Source organism: Rhodococcus sp. IEGM 1379 (assembly GCF_030056815.1).
Taxonomy (GTDB): domain Bacteria; phylum Actinomycetota; class Actinomycetes; order Mycobacteriales; family Mycobacteriaceae; genus Rhodococcus_F.
In genome coordinates this window covers 1-16,848 of sequence record NZ_JASHKR010000031.1, presented here as the reverse complement: position 1 = coordinate 16,848, position 16,848 = coordinate 1, and the positions used below count along the sequence as shown (strand labels likewise).

The 16,848-nt window shown below is 62.5% G+C and carries 12 protein-coding genes; 3 read left to right on the top strand and 9 right to left on the bottom strand.

Going from position 1 to position 16,848, the window contains the following annotated elements; all coding sequences use genetic code 11:
- Positions 1-15 precede the first annotated feature (15 nt).
- Complete coding sequence (locus QM600_RS17315; RefSeq protein ID WP_283262718.1) at positions 16-933, bottom strand: LysR family transcriptional regulator; 918 nt, start codon at positions 931-933, stop codon at positions 16-18.
- Positions 934-1,007: 74 nt separating this feature from the next.
- On the opposite strand from QM600_RS17315, the gene QM600_RS17310 reads away from it, so the two are divergent.
- The gene (locus tag QM600_RS17310) at positions 1,008-1,943 is read left to right on the top strand and encodes a DMT family transporter (protein WP_283262717.1); all 936 of its coding nucleotides are present in this window, start codon (positions 1,008-1,010) and stop codon (positions 1,941-1,943) included.
- 37 nt (positions 1,944-1,980) lie between these two features.
- Here the strand turns inward: QM600_RS17310 and QM600_RS17305 are convergent, their stop codons facing one another.
- From QM600_RS17305 to QM600_RS17295, 3 genes are all read right to left on the bottom strand, one after another.
- Positions 1,981-5,283 (bottom strand): arabinosyltransferase domain-containing protein, encoded by a 3,303-nt coding sequence (locus QM600_RS17305; protein ID WP_283262716.1) that lies wholly within the window; start codon positions 5,281-5,283, stop codon positions 1,981-1,983.
- Positions 5,284-5,391: 108 nt separating this feature from the next.
- On the bottom strand, positions 5,392-8,679 hold the full coding sequence (locus tag QM600_RS17300; protein ID WP_502943013.1) for an arabinosyltransferase domain-containing protein: 3,288 nt from the start codon (positions 8,677-8,679) through the stop codon (positions 5,392-5,394).
- A gap of 49 nt (positions 8,680-8,728) precedes the next feature.
- Complete coding sequence (locus tag QM600_RS17295) at positions 8,729-8,998, bottom strand: helix-turn-helix domain-containing protein (RefSeq protein ID WP_283262715.1); 270 nt, start codon at positions 8,996-8,998, stop codon at positions 8,729-8,731.
- A gap of 50 nt (positions 8,999-9,048) precedes the next feature.
- Between QM600_RS17295 and map the strand changes: the two genes are divergently transcribed.
- The gene (map, locus tag QM600_RS17290) at positions 9,049-9,810 is read left to right on the top strand and encodes a type I methionyl aminopeptidase (protein ID WP_283262714.1); all 762 of its coding nucleotides are present in this window, start codon (positions 9,049-9,051) and stop codon (positions 9,808-9,810) included.
- Here the strand turns inward: map and QM600_RS17285 are convergent, their stop codons facing one another.
- The gene (locus QM600_RS17285) at positions 9,811-11,634 is read right to left on the bottom strand and encodes a DUF6541 family protein (RefSeq protein WP_283262713.1); all 1,824 of its coding nucleotides are present in this window, start codon (positions 11,632-11,634) and stop codon (positions 9,811-9,813) included. It lies immediately after the preceding gene.
- 350 nt (positions 11,635-11,984) lie between these two features.
- On the opposite strand from QM600_RS17285, the gene QM600_RS17280 reads away from it, so the two are divergent.
- Complete coding sequence (locus QM600_RS17280; protein ID WP_283262712.1) at positions 11,985-12,701, top strand: MspA family porin; 717 nt, start codon at positions 11,985-11,987, stop codon at positions 12,699-12,701.
- A 23-nt stretch (positions 12,702-12,724) separates the two neighbouring features.
- Here the strand turns inward: QM600_RS17280 and QM600_RS17275 are convergent, their stop codons facing one another.
- The 4 genes from QM600_RS17275 to dprE2 form a co-directional block, all read right to left on the bottom strand.
- Positions 12,725-13,327 (bottom strand): hypothetical protein, encoded by a 603-nt coding sequence (locus tag QM600_RS17275; protein WP_283262711.1) that lies wholly within the window; start codon positions 13,325-13,327, stop codon positions 12,725-12,727.
- Positions 13,328-13,433: 106 nt separating this feature from the next.
- Complete coding sequence (locus tag QM600_RS17270) at positions 13,434-14,042, bottom strand: TetR/AcrR family transcriptional regulator (protein ID WP_283262710.1); 609 nt, start codon at positions 14,040-14,042, stop codon at positions 13,434-13,436.
- Positions 14,043-14,106: 64 nt separating this feature from the next.
- Positions 14,107-15,969 (bottom strand): galactan 5-O-arabinofuranosyltransferase, encoded by a 1,863-nt coding sequence (locus QM600_RS17265; RefSeq protein WP_283262742.1) that lies wholly within the window; start codon positions 15,967-15,969, stop codon positions 14,107-14,109.
- Between the two features lie 91 nt (positions 15,970-16,060).
- Positions 16,061-16,822: a decaprenylphospho-beta-D-erythro-pentofuranosid-2-ulose 2-reductase gene (dprE2, locus tag QM600_RS17260; protein WP_094270748.1), complete on the bottom strand. Its 762-nt coding sequence runs from the start codon at positions 16,820-16,822 to the stop codon at positions 16,061-16,063.
- Positions 16,823-16,848 lie beyond the last annotated feature (26 nt).

Here is a 16,848-nt window from a genome sequence, read left to right as displayed (position 1 = left end):
GCTCCGGTCGGCCGCTCAGGGATTGAGCGGCTGACCGTCGAGTGCGTCGAACTGGCGGCGCAGCGCTTCGATTGCTGCCCGCACAGCCGGTCGATCACTGTCGGTTCGCCAGGCCAGGTAGATGCTGCGTCCCAATGGCGGGATCGTGTCGAGCATTCGGACGCCTTCGGGCGGTACAACTCTCGCAAGCCGTGGAATCAGCGCGACGGCAAGTCCTTGGGCGACAAACTCTACCTGCGCGGGAAATTCGGCAACCTCGTATTCGATGCGAGGATCGAATCCTTGAGAGCGCAGCATTCTCACGGTGAAGGCGTGGAAGTCCGTGCCCGGCGTCCAGGTGGCCCAGGCTTGATCGGACAGGTCGCTGAGTGCGACGATCTTGTTGTCGGCCAATGGATGTGACGCGGGAAGCGCGGCGACCACCACATCGTCGTGTACGGGGATGAACGAGATCCCGTCGGGCAGTTCGACGGGAGCGGTACTCCAACTGTCCACTACTACGATGTCCAGGTCGCGGCGGATCAGGGCCGGCAGGAGTTCTTCGGATTCGCCTTCGTGGAACGTGATCTCGAGCCGGGGATGATTTTGTTTGATCTCGGCGATTGCTCGCGGCAGCACGGTTCGACTGGGGGACACCAATGCGCCGACGCGTAGTCGACCCGTCACTTCGCTCTGCAGAGAGGCGATTTCGGCTTCGGCCTGGGCGAGTACCGAGAGGACCTCACCGGTTCGGCGGGCGAGCACCCATCCTGCTTCCGTGAGGCGGACACCGCGGCCTTGGGGTGCGAGTAGTGGCACTCCGACCTCGCGTTCGAGTTTGTTCAACTGCTGAGAAATGCCCGAAGGGGTGACGTGCAGGGCGCGGGCGGCAGCAGCGACTGATCCGGTCTCCGCGACAGCATGCAGCGCGCGTAGTCTTTCGAGATTCAACACAGTAGCAATGCTACTGAATAATCAGTGTGAATATTTGCTTGTGCTGAATAGTTAGCAATAGGAACATTGTCGTAGTGACGTCTTTGACCGGTACGACTACCGGAACACCCCACCCCGTCGGAATTGCTCAGGCAAGCATCGATCCTCGAGTGCTGGTCATTGCCGGTGCGGCAGCGATTTCTGTCAGTTCGATACTGATCAAACTCGCCGATGTCGGACCGTCGACGGCTGTCTTCTTTCGCTGTTTCCTCGCGCTGCCTCCTCTTGCGTGGATGGCGTGGCGCGAATGTCGCGGGGTAGGCATGCCCACCCGCAGGGCAGTGATCCTGCAATTGTTCGGCGGAATACTGCTCGGCGTGGACTTCGCGCTGTGGTCGCAGTCCATCCTGATGATCGGCGCAGGCATCGCGAGCGTCGTCGTGAATGTGCAGGTAATCGTGGTACCTGCGCTGTCTTGGTTGATACTCGGCAATCGGGTTCCGCGACGATTCCTGTTCGCATTGCCGTTCCTGTTCGGAGGCATTGCCCTTGCCGGCGGTGTGATCGGTGGCGGGGTCGCGGGACCCGACCTGATTTTGGGAACAGTACTGTCCCTGGTCTCCGGAATCGCTTACGGCGGATACATATTCATGGTCGGCTTCACCGGGGCGTCGGATCGAGCCGCTAGTCAGGTATTGACCTCCACGATCTCGGCGGGTATTGCCGGTTCCATGATCGGATCACTGTGGGGGCGGATCGATTTTGTTCCGGGCTGGGAAGCGTTCTTCTGGCTCGTCGCGCTGGCTCTCGTCGGTCAAGTGTTCGGCTGGGTGTTGATGGGCCGTTCGCTCCCGCGGCTTTCCGCCGAAGTCGGAGCGACACTCCTACTCATGCAACCGGTACTCGCTGTCCTTCTGGCAGTTCTCCTCGTAGGTGAGCGGCCCAGTGTTATGCAGCTACTCGGATGCGTTGTCGTCGTCGGGGCGGTATCAGCCGTCTCCGTCAAACGCACCCGAGTAGCACTTGCATGATCTTTTGAAGCAGTGACTTGGGACCTTGCCGGCTCGGTCAGTGCACCCGCATCTCGCCTGGAATCCACCTACCCGAACGGGTGGCGGTGCCGGTGTCCACTACTGCCGCAGTGGCATTCGGGAAGAAGCGGTCGTAGCGCTCGAGTGAGCCCCAGTCGCGGGACCAGTCGTCCTTGAGGTACGTCGGGACCGTCGTGGCGCCGGCGAGTACCTCGGTGAATCCGAGGGGGCCGCCATTGTCCGCGGACTGCCAGGTATCGGTGGAGCTCACGGCCAAGGGGCGGTCCGGAAGGATGCGGAAGTTCGGCATCTCGGCGACACCGTTCAGATGCGAGAACGGGCGCTGGCACGGGAACTGAAGGCCCACAGCCCAGTCCAGGAGGACCGGCTGCTCGGTACCCAGGTACGAGTTCAGGGACTCGAGCTCGGGGACACGCGGCGGCGTGAACGCCATCCACTGATCGCCCGTCAGGTTGGGATCGAATGCGACCACCCGGACGGCGTCGGCGTCGGCGGAAAGTTCGTCGATGGGGATGCGAACATTGCGCCACGACGGGGCAGGCCCGATATCGCGCGGCATGTACGAGCCCTGCGCTGCGACGGTTCCGTCGGGCTGAGTTTTGCCGTACTCGACCAACAAGGATTGTCCGTAGGTGACGGCGCCGGTGATGTCGACGGACCAGACGCGCCCGGCGACCGACATGACCACGAGGGGGGATTGTTCACTGCGAGCGGGTAATTGGTACCAGCTCGAAATGAGTGAGGCCGGTTCTTGGACGCCGGCTTGGTAGCTGCCCATGATGGGAGTGACCGCCGGGTCGAGACCGAAGGGGAGCTTGGCGGTGCTGCCGTTGGCGCCGACCTTGCCGGTGCCGCCGCTGGTCCCGGCACCGGATCCGGTGGCGAATGTGGGGCCGACGCTCTGGTTGTCGGTGTTGCCCATGCCCTGTTTGACTTCGATGTAATCGGCAGTCAGATCGGAGGGAACTCCATTGGCGGAGAAGCCCTTCGCGTCGGCGCCGGACAGTGGATCTTCGGCATTGGACCCGGTTGTGGGGATGACCCGAAGGTTTCCGGAGTTGACGTCGGTCTCCACGAGGACGTCGTCGGCCATGCCACAGGTTTTGCCGGCGAGGGCTTCGATGTTGCTGCGACCCAAGGAATATGCCGGGTACTGCGAGATTGCGCCCTTGAGGAGTGAGAGCACTGCAAAAAGAACCATCAGGCCGGCGATCACGGTGAGTGGTGCTGCCGCGAACTTACGAATGCGCTTGCCCTTGGCGGTGTTCGGCTTTTCGGGTGCCGGCGCGAATCCTTCGCGCAAGTACTGCCATGCCGCCACTGCCAGTGCGAGAGCGAAGAGTCCGAGGAACAGAGTGTTGGATTCGTGGCCGTTGAAGGACACCGTCTTGTCGAACCACGGCACGCCGTAGCTCGAGACGTACCAGTAGCCGTTGATGCCGGCGAAGGTCAACGCCAACATCAGCAGGAGTCCGGCAACGAACACCGAGCGGTTACGACGCGACCGCAGAGCCGTCGCGGAGACTGCGACAGCCGTCAGAGCTGCAAGAGAACCGGCGATGCCTGCATACGCGCCGAAGTGGTGAGTCCACTTGGTGGGGTTGAACATCATCAAGAAGATGGTGCCGAAGACGACTCCCACGAGGCGCCAGGACGGACCCGTCGCCGCGCCGGGAACGCGGCCTCGACGCAGCATCACGAAGAGTGTGGTGAACAGACACAGGATCATCGTCAGGAACGCGAAGCGGCGCGCCACGGAGCCGTCGACGGTCTCGACGAAGAGGTAGTAGTACCGCAGGAAGTCCTTGTACCACTCGAGGTTCGGTCCGATGATGGTGCGGACGCGGGTGGCTTCGAGGACACCGGCCAGGGTTTGATCCGCGAAGATGACAACCAGCACGATGGTGCCCGCAGCCATGATCGGCGCGAGCAGAGCCGCGGTGCCGACCTCGCGGTGACGCTTGACGACGATGCGGATCAGCGGGCGAGCGCCGGCGAGAAGCGCTGCGATACACATCAATCCGGTGGGCGCGGCAGCCAAGGTGAAGGCTCCGACCAGAACTGCGATGGCAGCAGGGAACAACCGGCCGGTGGCGATGGCGCGCTCGATGGAGCACCAGGTCAACAGTGCGCCGAGTGCAACGATCGGCTCGGGGCGCAGGCCGTTGTTGTAGGCGAGCCAGAATGCGAGGAAGACCATGCCGCCGGTCCACAGAGCGACGTTGCTCCGGCGGACGGCGCGTCCGAGCCGGGGAACAACTTCACGACTGATGACCATCCAGCACAGGATTCCGGCGATCAATGCCGGCAGTCGCATGAACGGGCTGGCCGTCGAAACCTGGGCCATCGCGGTCAAAACGTCGTAGTACCAACCGAACGGGGCCTCGGGGACACCGAACCAGCGGAAGTAGTTGGCCATGTATCCGGCGTCGGGGGCGACCCGGGCCATGGTGAGAAGGTAACCGTCGTCGGCGGTGTTGGCGCCGATGAAATGCCACAGCACCAAGGTTCCGACCACGACGCCGTCGAGACCGGAGAACTTCCACCAGCGCGCCGGGAAGAAGCGTCGGTGGGTGCGGCCGTCGGTGCCGTCGAGTTTTGCGAGCGCAACCAGCGCGATGATGGTCGAGATGGCTGCGGTGATCATGGCGACGAGCTTGAGCGTCGTCGGGCTCGAGGAGAAGCGCGAGTCGACTGTCATCGAGAAGCCGAGGCCTTCGGGCGCTGCGCCGTCGGGCAGATCGCTGAAGACGCCGACCACCTGGGGCCGGAAGTCACCGTCGAGTTGCCCTCGAAGCGGATTGCCGTCGGGGTAGGTGAGTCCGACAAATTCGGCAGCTGTCCGATTGATGTCGGAGTTGAAGGTGATGGCGGTGCATCGACCCGATTCGACGTCCTCGCGCGTAGCCGACGCCACCACCACATTGCGGTCCAGGACGTCGACGTTGGTAGCGGACACCCGGACGAACATGGAGCTGAGTGCCGCGCCGGCGCCCTGAGCGGGCGCAGTCGAGAGAAGAATGCCGCCGGCTTCCGGCAAGGATCCGACGCTGCTGCAGGGGATCGATGCGTTGACGTCGATAGGGACCTGGGCCATCAGCGGCGCCTCGACATCGCCGATGACGCCGTTCTGCGGCCAATTGACCGCCGCTGTCGTTTGGGTAACCGGCAGCAGCGGTGTAGCCAGCGCCAGGAAGAACCCGATGAGGCCGGCGACAATCGCAACCAATCGGGTTCGCCGGAAGAGTTCGCGGGCATCCGGAAGGGACGGCGGCGGCGAACTCGGAGCTACGGGTGACACTGTTACGACGTCGGGCACGGCTACCGATGGTATGCGAGCGTGACGCGTAGACCTACGCACCCGTGGGATTAGTAGGTCCACGCGTCACAGCAATGGCTGTATCCAACAGCTACGGGCAGGCGATAATTACGACTGGTTTCGAATCGGTCCGGGAGTCCAGGTGCCGGAACGCGTTTCCGTGGTCACGTCCAACTGTGCTGGGACAGCAGCGGGATCGAGCGGCGTGTACTGCTCGAGTGAACCCCAATCGCGATCCCAGTCGTTGTTCAGATACGTCGGCAGTGCCGTCGCCCCGAGCAGTTGGCTGGTCCATCCCAGCGGTCCGCCGCCGAGATGGTCTTCCCACGCGTTGGTGGATTCCGCGCCGATACGGTCGGGCAGGATGCGCCAGTTGGGGACCTCGGCCACACCGTAGAGGTGGTCTACCGGCCGCTGGCACGGGAACGCCAAGCCCACAGCCCAGTCCATCAGTACCGGATCGGTGGATCCGACGACGTCCTGGAGCGTTCGCATCGTCGAAACCCGTGGCGGGGTGACCGCAACCCACTGCTCGCCACTGATGTCGGTGTCACTGGCGACCAGACGCACGGTGTCGGCGTCGGCCGGCAGTTGATCCATCGGGACACGCAGGTTGCGCCACGAAGGCGACGGACCGATGTCGATCGGATCGACGCGTCCCAGAGAAGTGACATTGCCGTCGGGCTGTTTCCGGCCGTATTCCACCTGAAGTACCGCGCCGGGTGTGACGATGCCGTCGGAGTTCACGTAGCGGATGCGTCCGGCGGCGGCGATCGTCAGCACGGGCGCCGCGTCACTTCGTTCGGGCAATCCGTACCAACCCGTGGTGAGCGAGGCCGACTGCGGAGCGCCGTAACTACCCAGGACCGGTGTGGTCGCCGGATCGAGGCCGAAGGGGAGAGCGACATCGCTGCCGTTGATTCCGGCGCCGGACGCCGCGCCACCCTCGGTTCCCGCTCCGGTGCCGGGGTTGGAGGTGGTGGACGTGTTGGTGGTGTCGAGGCTGTTGGCGCTGCCCGCAGTTTTGTCCTCGGCGTCGGCGGTGAGATCGCTCGCCACGCCGTTGGGACTGAACCCGACGGCGTCACTTGTGCCGAAGGCGCCTCCGCCTTGGAGGTCCGTCGGCCGGTCGATCAGCGTGAGCAGACCGGCATTGGGATCGGATTCGACCAGAACTTCGCCGGCCAAGCCGCACGATCCACCGAAGACGGATTCGATGTTGGACTTGCCGATCGAGTACGCCGGATACTGCGCGACAGCACCCTTGAGCAGGGACAACACCTCGAACAATACGACGGCAGCGGCCGCGATCGTCAAGGGTGAAGCGGCAAGTAGCCGGGCTGCCTTGCCGTTGTTGTCGTTCTTTCCGTTCTGGAGTGGTTCACGGACGTGGTACCAGGCCGCCAACAACAGAGCGAGAATCGTCAGGCCGAGGAATCCGGTGGAGAAGCCCTTGCCGGCGATGGACGGCGGCTTGTCCCACCACGGGACGCCGTAACTCGAGACGTACCACCAACCGTTGGAACTGGTGAACGCAAGCGCGAGAATGAACAGGATTCCGGCCGCAAAAAGTGCGCGGTTCCGTTTGGAGCGCATGCTCGACGCACTCACGCCGACCGCCGCCAGCACCGCCACCGTCGCGGCCAGGCCGGCGTACACACCGAAGTGGTGAGTCCACTTCGTCGGAGTGAACTGCATGAGTAGCAACGACGCGAACACGATGCCGAGGATGCGCCGGGACGGTCCGATAGCGGTGCCGGGAATGCGGCCCTTGCGCAGGATCATCATGACGCAGAAGACGAGGCCGAGGAGCATGACGAACATGCCGAATCGACGGGCCAACGAGCCGTCCGGAGAGATGGTCATCAACGCGTCCCAGCGGACGCGCTCTTCGAACCACGGAACGTTGGGTCCGATAGCCGTTCTCACCCTTGTTGATTCGAGTACCGTCGCCAAAGTTTGATCGGCAAAAACAGCAACGAGCACTATGGTGCCCGCCGCCAATATCGGCATGATCTGGGAGAAGAATCCCACTCGTTTGCCCCGTGCCACCAGGATTTTCACGATGGGACGTGCCCCGGCCAGCAGTGCGCCGATCGCGATCAGTCCCGACGGACCGGCAGCGAGGGAGAATGCGGCAATCAGAACTGCCATGGCAGCTGGGAGTAATCGACCCGTGGCGATAGCGCGCTCGATGGAGCACCACGTCAGTAGCGCGCCGAGGGCAATGATCGGTTCGGGGCGCAGGCCGTTGTTGTACGGCAACCAGAACGCCAAGAACACAAGCCCGCCGGTCCAGATGGCAACTTTGTTGCGGCGCACCGCAACTCCGAGCCTCGGAATGACCTCACGGCTGATCACCATCCAGCACAGGATCCCGGCGATCAACGCGGGCAAGCGCATCCACATGCTGGCGGTGCTGACCTTCGCGAGCGTCGCGAGGACATCGTAGTACCAACCGAACGGGGCCTCGGGCACACCGAACCACCGGAAGTAGTTGGCCATATATCCGGAATGCTCCGAAACCCGCGCCATGCCCAGCAAGTAACCGTCGTCAGAAGTGTTGGCGCCGAACACATGCCACAGCAGCAGTGTGCCGATCACTACTGCGTCGATGCCGGTGAATTTCCACCAGCGTGACGGAAGGAAGCGGCGGGCGCGACGGCCGTCGACGCCGTCGATCCGATGCAGCGCGTACAGCGAAACGATGGTGGACAGTGCCGCCACGATCATCGCGAACAGTTTGATCAGTGTGGGACTGGACGAGAACCGGGAGTCGACGTCCAGGTGGACGGACAGGCCGGCCGGAGCAGCGCCTTGTAGGTCGGTGAAGATTCCGACGACCTGGGGGCGGTAGTCGCCGGTCAGAGTGTTGATCGAAGTGACGCTGTTGATGGTCGTGGTGACGGTGGTCGCGGTGGCGTCAGAGACGATGTGGAGTGACTGGCAACCGGGCTCATTCATCTGCTGCGACAGGAGGACGGAGTCACGGGCGATGATTTCCAGGTTGAGGCCATCGGCCGGTGGGCCCACCTTGATCGTGAGTCCTCGCGCAGCGCGGTCCGGTGCACCGTTCGGCATGGTCGAGACCAGCGTCCCGCCGCTTTCGCCCAGTTGGCCGAGGGCGCCGCACGGGATGGTGATGTCCAGTGCCGTCGGGGAGTACGAGATGAGTGGCGCCGAGACGCTGCTGAGCGTGCCGTCTTGCGGCCAGTTGATGCTCGCTGCTTCCTGCTTGACCGGAAGGAACGGGGTTGCGAGAGCCAGGATCAGGCCCAGGAGGCCGGTGACTATCGCGATGAGTCGTGCCGTCCGGACCCGGTGGGAGTCCGACTCGTGTGGAGTTTCGGGACCAGGCGGGAGAGGTTTCGGGGGTACTTCTACTTCAGGCGGCACAAGGAACGATGTTAGGCGAGTATTGCCCGTCACATCCTGAGAGACGGACTCAGGATGCGGCTTTTTCCCGCGATTGCGGCGTTTCGAGTGTCTTGGCGAGCGTGTCGAGTGAAATGTCCAACACTTCGGCAACTGCGCTGATGGTGAAGAAGGCCGGTGTCGCGATGCGGCCTGTCTCGATCTTGCGCAAGGTCTCCACGGATATTCCGGCATCAAGTGCCACTTGGACCATGCTCCGGTCGCCGCGTGCAGAGCGCAGGAGTTCGCCCAGTCGCTGTCCTCGTTCGAGTTCTTCCGCCGTCAACGGCACACGCACCATATGCCTATAGTAATACCGGTATAGTTATTCGAGCAAGGGAGATGTTGACGATGGTCGAACTGAAAACTGCAGGAGAGATCGACGCAATGGCGGCTGCGGGCAAGATCGTGGCACAGGCTCTGGCTGCAGTGCGAGAAAATGCTCGCGTCGGCGTGACACTACTCGAGTTGGATGCGATCGCCGCAGACGTCATATCCGGGGCGGGAGCATCGCCGGTGTTCCTCAACTACGCGCCCCACGGGGCATCGCCGTTTCCGGGTGTCATCTGTGCCAGTGTCAATGATGCTGTAGTGCACGGTATTCCGGACGCCTATCGACTGAAGAACGGCGATCTGGTCAGCATCGACGGCGGAGCGAAACTCGACGGTTGGTGCGGCGACTCGGCCATCAGCTTCACCGTCGGCCAAGGGCGGCGTGAAGATCAGGCATTGATCGATGCCACAGATCAGGCTCTGGCACTGGGCATTGCGGCCGCGCTACCGGGAAATCGATTGGGCGACATCGGAGCCGCGATCGGAAACCACGCCCGCAGTCTCGGGTACGGGATGCTCGCCGATCACGGAGGTCACGGCATCGGGCGCGAGATGCACGAAGGACCGGATGTGCCCAATGAAGGTCGCGTCGGCAAAGGCCTGAGACTTCGGCCCGGCCTTGTCATCGCTATCGAGCCGATGCTCATCGCCGACGGCACCGACGATTATCGCCACGACGCCGACGGTTGGACCTTGCGGACGATTTCCGGCGCGCGAGCGGCCCACAGCGAACACACTGTGGCGATCACCGAGGACGGACCGCTGATTCTGACTAGGTAACTAGTTGGTGGTTTCGCCGCTCACGAGGCTCCGAACATCCCACACCCAGACGTCGTCGACAGGCTTGGCGTCGAAGCCCACCAAATCGTTGACAGTCTGACGCAGGGCGTTGTCGTCGTCAGCTTTGGGGAGCACGAGGACGTCGGCGTGCCAGAACTGGAGATCTGTCAGTGCATTGGCACGGGTAGTCGCGTCGACGGCGGGGATCTGGCCCGTTTCCTTGGTCTTCACCAGGAGTGATGAGGTGGGACGTGACTCGGCGCCGTAGATGCCACCCCGGGTGATCGAATGCGGGCCGACGAAGTAGCCGCCGGCGATCGGGAAGGCAAAACCGGAGTCGACCTGCCACTGCATGGCCCGCACTTCTTCTCCGTTGGATACGGGTATCGATACGAGAGAGCCGTCGCTGACGTACTGCTCCCATGATCCGCTGCTGATGAACTCGGGAGTGGCGGGGCGTTCGACGGTATCGATGCGCGTCGGAATGAGAACGACCGATGCGATCGCCAACACGATCAACCAGGCGCCGGGCACGATGCGACGTTGGATGCGAGGATCCCGGATCTCCACGAGCGCGCGATAGGTGCCGAGTGTCAGAAGCAGTCCGATAGCGGGAATCGCACCCATCGCGAAGCGGGATTCCAGGACCGATTCGAACAGGGGCAAGTGCGCCAGGAACTTCCACGGCAAGGTGATGCCGGTGTGATCGCCGTTGTACACAAGTTCGGATCCCAGCGACAGCACACCCATGAAGACGATGACAGCTGCGCCGGCACGAACGAGCTTGTTCTTCCACAGCCACACGGTCCCGCCGAGGATCAGCATGACGATCGGCCAACCGAAGTACGCGTTCTCCTCGGTGGGGTTCATTCGGAACTCGGCGCCGTTCGAGTCGCCGCCCACGGATTCGGTCGGAAGGGTGGTGAATGCCCCGAAGTCGGCTCCGGCCTGACCGTGGCCGACGCCGTCGTAGCTGGCGGGGCCGAAGAACTGTGAGTACAGCGGAACTGCCGTGATGAGAATGGACACGATCGCGCCGACGGCCAGGCCGGGCAAGCTGCGCCTGATCGAGGCTCGCGCTTTAGTGAGATCCGAGCACGCGTAGGCCGCGCCGAACACGAGCGCGGACATCGTGAAGATGAGAAGCGGTTCTTCGCCGAGGAAGATCTGCCAGGCCATCAGAAGTCCCAGGATGATTCCGTCCCGGACCGGCTTGGTTCCACGTGAAACACGGATGACCTGCATGAAAATGAACGGAATTACGAAGAAGCCGACAAAGTTCGGGTGTCCGTTGGCGTGCGAGATCATGGCCGGGGCAAATCCGCAGAATGCGCCACCGGCTGCGGCTGCACATTTGGTGCGGATGGAATCGCCGGTCAGTACGTGACGGGAGAAGGTCCAGTACCAGGCAATTGCGGTACCAGCGAGGCCCAGCGTCAACCCGATCGCGTACGCCGGCGTCGGACCGAAGATCAGCGTGAGCGGCGCCAGCGGCATGCTGATGCCGAACATCGCTGTGTTGGCCATCAGATTCACGCCGAGCGGGTAATTCAGCAGGTCGCTGTACAACGGCGTGCGGAACTGCGAGAGAGCGTGAGCAGTATCGGCGAAGAACCATTCCCACATGGACTGGTCGCGGCCGGCATTGACCAGGTATCCGGATTCCAGATTGCGCCAGAGGTTGGACATCACCCACGCCGCAGCGAGGACGAAGATCACCATGATCGCCAGATCGATCATTCGACTGCGGTTGACGACGATGCGGACCCGCCCGGGGGTTGCCTCGACCAGCTGTTGTCGGTCTTCGGGCAGAGTCTCGGTCATGCAGTCGGAGCCTTCCGGATGTCATCCACCTCGGTGGTTACGAGGTGGCAACTCAGGTATCGATTCGGTAACTTATCCCGTCAGCCTAACGAACAATGTGTTCACAGTTCGCCGACAGTGCGATGAGCGGGACATTTGTGACACGTTCTTTCGCGGATTTCGGATCCGCCGTGCTCGGATCGAGATCATCGGCCGCCGCAGTTTGACGGCTTTGTGACGTGGGTACCTCGGAAGAGTCTTGCTCGAATTCGTGAAACCCGAATTCGTTCACACAGCCCCGACGGATTCCTGCTCTGTCCACGAACTGGACATACGTCCGGGGCCACTACCGGACGGGATGGTGCTTGTGCATGACGACTACGCGGGCTTGTGACGGCGAAGCGACTAAGAACAGTGTGGGAAGAAGGTCTCGGATCGGTGTGGTCGGGGCAGTCGCAGCCCTTGCCATCGCCTTGGGCAGCACCAGCGCATCGGCAGGCGTCGACAATGCCAGTTCGATTGTCGACTCCAAAGGAAACCGGATAGAAGTTCTACAGATGGACACGTCAATCCATAGTGTTCCGCCGCTCGACAGTTCCCCGCTCAGCGTCGAGTTCTTCCACGACGGTATTGCCGGCGTAAAGATCGACGGACCCGGTGCCGACAGTTTCACAGGCACCAAACTGACAATCGGCTATCAGATCGGTTACCCGATCGCCTTGGCCGGTGCAACTGTCGTGCTCAACACTCCGGGACTCGACTGGGGCGTGACCGGTGGAACGAATCTCGGTATCGGCGATATCGTGAACAACCCGATACTGGGACTCGACATCTCGAACGGGTTTGTGATCGGCGGAGACATCATCCCGTCGCAGGAACTTGATGTCGATCTGACTCCGGGCGGAATCACCGACGTCGCCTTGCTGTCAGACCAGTCGTTCGACGGTCCGGAAGCGTCGGTGCGGTTGTCCGGAGTTCACGGGTATGTGCAGGGTGCGCTCGGCCCGGTAACCATTCGGCCGTATGCAAAGGCAGTGACGTCCAATGGTGACACGGTAGTGACTTACGGTGTGCCGCAGCGTCTTTAAGAGTGACGTGACTGCTCTCGCCGCTACGCTGCAATAGCGTGACGGCGAGAGTTGTTGCTGCCCTGAGTAGTCGGCTTGGTTTGAGTATCGGAACTCGCCCAACTGTGTGCGCGTGAAAGTCGAACGATTTTCACGACGATCGCCGCCGACGCCCAGATCGTGCACGCCGCAGTCGCGATGAACAAGACCATCCAGTCGTGAGCGAAGAGTCCGATGATCGCGCCGATAGTGAAGGCGAGCGACACGTTCACGACGCGTCCGGAGGTATCTGAGGAGAGCAGGAACTCCACAGCAGGCTCGATGCTGTCCGAGGCTCCGTCCTCCTGCGAGGGTTGTTCCTGCACAGGTAGATCCAAGAGGTCGCCCCACTCCTGGAGTGCAACCGTATGCGCAGTGTCCGCGGGAAGGTCGTCCGGAGGGCGTGCGGCGGAGACATCGATCAGTGCCCGCGCCAGAGTGAGCACTTCGACGCGATGGCGGATGGCAACACCCAGCAACTCGTGGAACGCTTGCTCCGCGCCGTACGGCCGCCCCCGCGCAATGACAAGAGTGTGCTCCGCTGCATCCAAGATTGCGCGGTGCGGAACCAATTCGCGACTTGGAGCAATGAGTTCGCTCAATGTCATCACCTGCCCCGGCAAGATGGGTGGATGCAGTCGCTGTCAACTGCGCCATGTAACAGCCGAATACCCCGGAGATGACGGCGACAAACTCGGTGTGAACGGTGGGGACTTACCGCGCCGGCGCGGGTGCGTTCAAGGCACCGAGGCAACATTCGATCAGATCGGCGACGATCGGCGCAGACTCCTCCGGTCCGTGAATTCTGCCTTCCCAGGTGGCAAAAGTAACGACACTGAGAACCGACAGAGTGCCCGTCCGCAACTCCGCGATATCAGCCGGCAATAGGGAGATGGACTCGATCCGACGTCGAACGTCCCGGAAACTCTCAGCGCGCATGTGTTCACGGATGGTCGACGACATCGCCGGATCGAAAATCGACTGCACAAGGAACCGAGCGTACAAACTGTGCTCACGTTCGATGGTTTGCTCTGCCAACGGCAGGATCAACGCTTCCACCAGTTGGCGCATGGTGGGAGGCTGCGGCCCGAGGTCGATTGCGTCGAGGAGTTCGCGTCGACGCTCCCCGGCAGGCTTCATCCGAGAATCAACCACCGCTGTCAGCAGTCCTTCACGTGAACCGAAGTGGTACTGCGCGGCCGACTTGTTTGCCTGCCCCGCTTCGGTCTGGACATCACGCAAGGTCATCGCGGCCAGGCCACGCTCTGCCACCAATCGCTCGGCCGCATCGATCATTGCCGCTCGGGCATCGGTTCTCGTCACCGTATGAAGTTAGGGTGCGGAGGGCACTGCGTCAACGCCCTCGTCGGGAAACCCGCTGTGAGGTCTATCCCGGTCGGCTTGCGCCGGTGCGGGTTACCACCACAAATGGTCCCTGCTCGGTAACCGTGAACTGCGGGCTGTCGAACAGTTCTTTCGGGAACGTGACCGTGTATCGGCGGACATTGGGATCGTTGGGGTAGACGTCCTCGGCCAGACGCAAGGTGTAGCCGTCGGCTCCCTGGCGGAAGACAAAGGCGTCGGGTGCTCGCCACGGTGCGGAATCCAAAGCCGCGATCAGCTCGTCCGGCGTTTCGAGTTCCGACCACTTCTTGATCAGTTCCGCGCGAGCGCGGAAGTCTGCCAACGGATTTGCGTAGTGCGACGTGAGTCCCTGGAACCCGTAGTACGGATAGAAGCTCAAAAATCCGATGTCGGCCGTCAGCACTACGAGGTCATGGGGTTCGCGGCCCAACTGCTCACGAATGATGCGATCGACGTCGGCGTAATTCGCTTCGGCTCCGGGTGGACGTTTGTCGCCCCGCTCGCCGTTGCCGTCGGTATCGCTGTAGGCGACAGCGATATCCGGAGCCAATACCTGCGGGATGTTCTGCGCGAAAGCAATTGCGCCGATCACGCCGAGTGCGACCAGCACTGCCTTGACCCGCGGATTCTCACTGGTGGCCAACACAATCCACCTCGCGAACTCGAAGAACCCGAACACGCCGGCTGCTGCGAGGAGAGCAATGAGTACGGGTTCAAGCCGGAATCCGAGAAGGGTGGTGCCCGCGACGGTAACCGTCATAGACAGCAGAGCCCACAGGTAGACGGAGATAACGCCGATGCCCAGCGCGCGTGCGCGACGTGAGAACAGGAAACGAGAAATCAACCAGACGGCGCCCAACATGCACAGCGCGCCGACGAGTGAGAATTTCAGCATCGGGAAGGGCAGTACCGCACCGGAATCCGGCAGGTAGTGCATCGCCGTGCCGGACTCTGCCGTAGCGCCCGAGATGGCCTTGATCAGATAAGGAGCCCACACGATCAGCGCGACCAGGCCGGAGATTGCTGCGATTGCTGCCAAACGAACCAGCGGCCCCAGAGCAGCTTTCCACGAATTCTGAGCCCGTGCGGCGAGTACCGCGGCAACGACCGCCATCAACGTCACGGCAAAGGCAGTGAACCCGAGGTACAAGGTGTAGACGGTTGCGGCGAATCCAAGGAACAAACCGGTGCCCACAACAGCGCCCGCTCCGGCGAAGCGCTGTGCGCCAGGCCGATCCAGCGCGCCCCACGCCAAGATCAGCACCGGCGGAATCAGCAGGTTGACGACGGCGCCGTAGGCCTCGGGAGAGTTGTACGCCAACACGACGGCCGTGACGGCCAACGCGGCAACAACAGCCCAATCGCGTCGAATCAGCTTGGTCCACAATACGAGCGCAACGACGGCGACAACTGCCAACGAGCCGATTGCGTAAGGCTTGAACGCCTCCCAGCCGTCCAGGCCCAGAAGGTTCGCTACCCGCCCGCCGACCCAGAACCAGCCGGCCGGATAGAAGGGCGGCAGATCGACGTACGTCATGTCATGCAGCGCAGCAGAATCCGTGAGCCGGGTCAGGTACTCGGTGCGAAACTGTTGATCGACGGAAACCCCGTGCAGATACAAGGTTGTCGCAGCGAGGGGAAGCCCGAGCGTCGTCGTCACGAATCCCGAGAGTCCGACCCACGACAGGAGTTTCGCGAAACGTTCGGCTTTCTGCGCGCGGAACATCAGGACGGCAATACCGATAACGGCGATGCAGACGACCTGCAGGACCGTCGTGACAGCCTGCGTGACATTCGACGACGTGAATGCCGGCCAGTCGACCTTGCTGAAAGCGAACAGTCCTGCCGCCGCGACGACGACGGCAACGAGTGCAGCGAGCAGCATTTCCACCACCGTCGCCGCGGCATTACGCCACGGCGACGGGGGGATCGTTGTCAGAGCTGGTTCGGCTGTTGTCTGTGACACGAAAATGAGCTTAGACGGGCAGCTTCCGGAAAACCGCGCGCGGGACGTGGCGCAGGCCCATCATCACGAAGCGGAACGGACCCGGAGCCCAGACAATTTCCTTGCCCTTGTCGGACGCTGCAACAGCGAGCTTCGCGACGTCTTCCTTGTTGACAGTGAGCGGCGCTTCCTTGACGTGTGCGCTGAACTTGGTGCGCACCATGCCCGGACGTACCACCGTCACGCTCGGCCCGAACTCTGCCAACGCCTCGCCGAGGCCCAGGTAGAAGCCGTCCAGGCCGGCCTTGGTGGAGCCGTAGACGAAGTTGGCGCGCTTGACGCGCTCACCGGCAACCGAGGACATCGCGATGATCTTGCCGAAGCCCTGAGCCTTCATCTTTTCGCCGATCAACACACCGACGGACACTGCCGCGGTGTAGTTGACGTTTGCGACCAGCACAGCTTTGCGCTGGTTCTGCCACAGTTCCTCGGGGTCGCCGTCCAGACCGAACGCAACGATCGCGACGTCGACGTCGCCGCCGGACCACGCCGCGTCGATGACCTTGGGGTGGCTGTCGAAGGCCACGGCGTCGAAGTCGACAACCTCGACCTTGGTGGCGCCCTTGGCTTCCAACTGCTTGACCGCGGCATCGCTGCCGGGATCGCCGGGGAGCGTCGCCAGAATGACGCGAACCGGCGCCTTCTTCAGGTACTCCTCGCACATGGCGAGGCCGATCTCGGACGTTCCACCGAGAAGCAAAACAGTTTGCGGGTTACCTACAGCGTTGATCACAGTTCCAGCCTTCTGGACATATCGGA

Bases quoted from the DNA above. Each gene is read 5' to 3' on its own strand.
- QM600_RS17275 (WP_283262711.1), bottom strand. From the start codon at position 13,327: ATGACATTGAGCGAACTCATTGCTCCAAGTCGCGAATTGGTTCCGCAC.
- QM600_RS17265 (WP_283262742.1), bottom strand. From the start codon at position 15,969: ATGCTGCTCGCTGCACTCGTTGCCGTCGTCGTCGCGGCGGCAGGACTG.
- QM600_RS17280 (WP_283262712.1), top strand. From the start codon at position 11,985: ATGACGACTACGCGGGCTTGTGACGGCGAAGCGACTAAGAACAGTGTG.
- QM600_RS17285 (WP_283262713.1), bottom strand. From the start codon at position 11,634: ATGACCGAGACTCTGCCCGAAGACCGACAACAGCTGGTCGAGGCAACC.
- QM600_RS17295 (WP_283262715.1), bottom strand. From the start codon at position 8,998: ATGGTGCGTGTGCCGTTGACGGCGGAAGAACTCGAACGAGGACAGCGA.
- map (WP_283262714.1), top strand. From the start codon at position 9,049: ATGGTCGAACTGAAAACTGCAGGAGAGATCGACGCAATGGCGGCTGCG.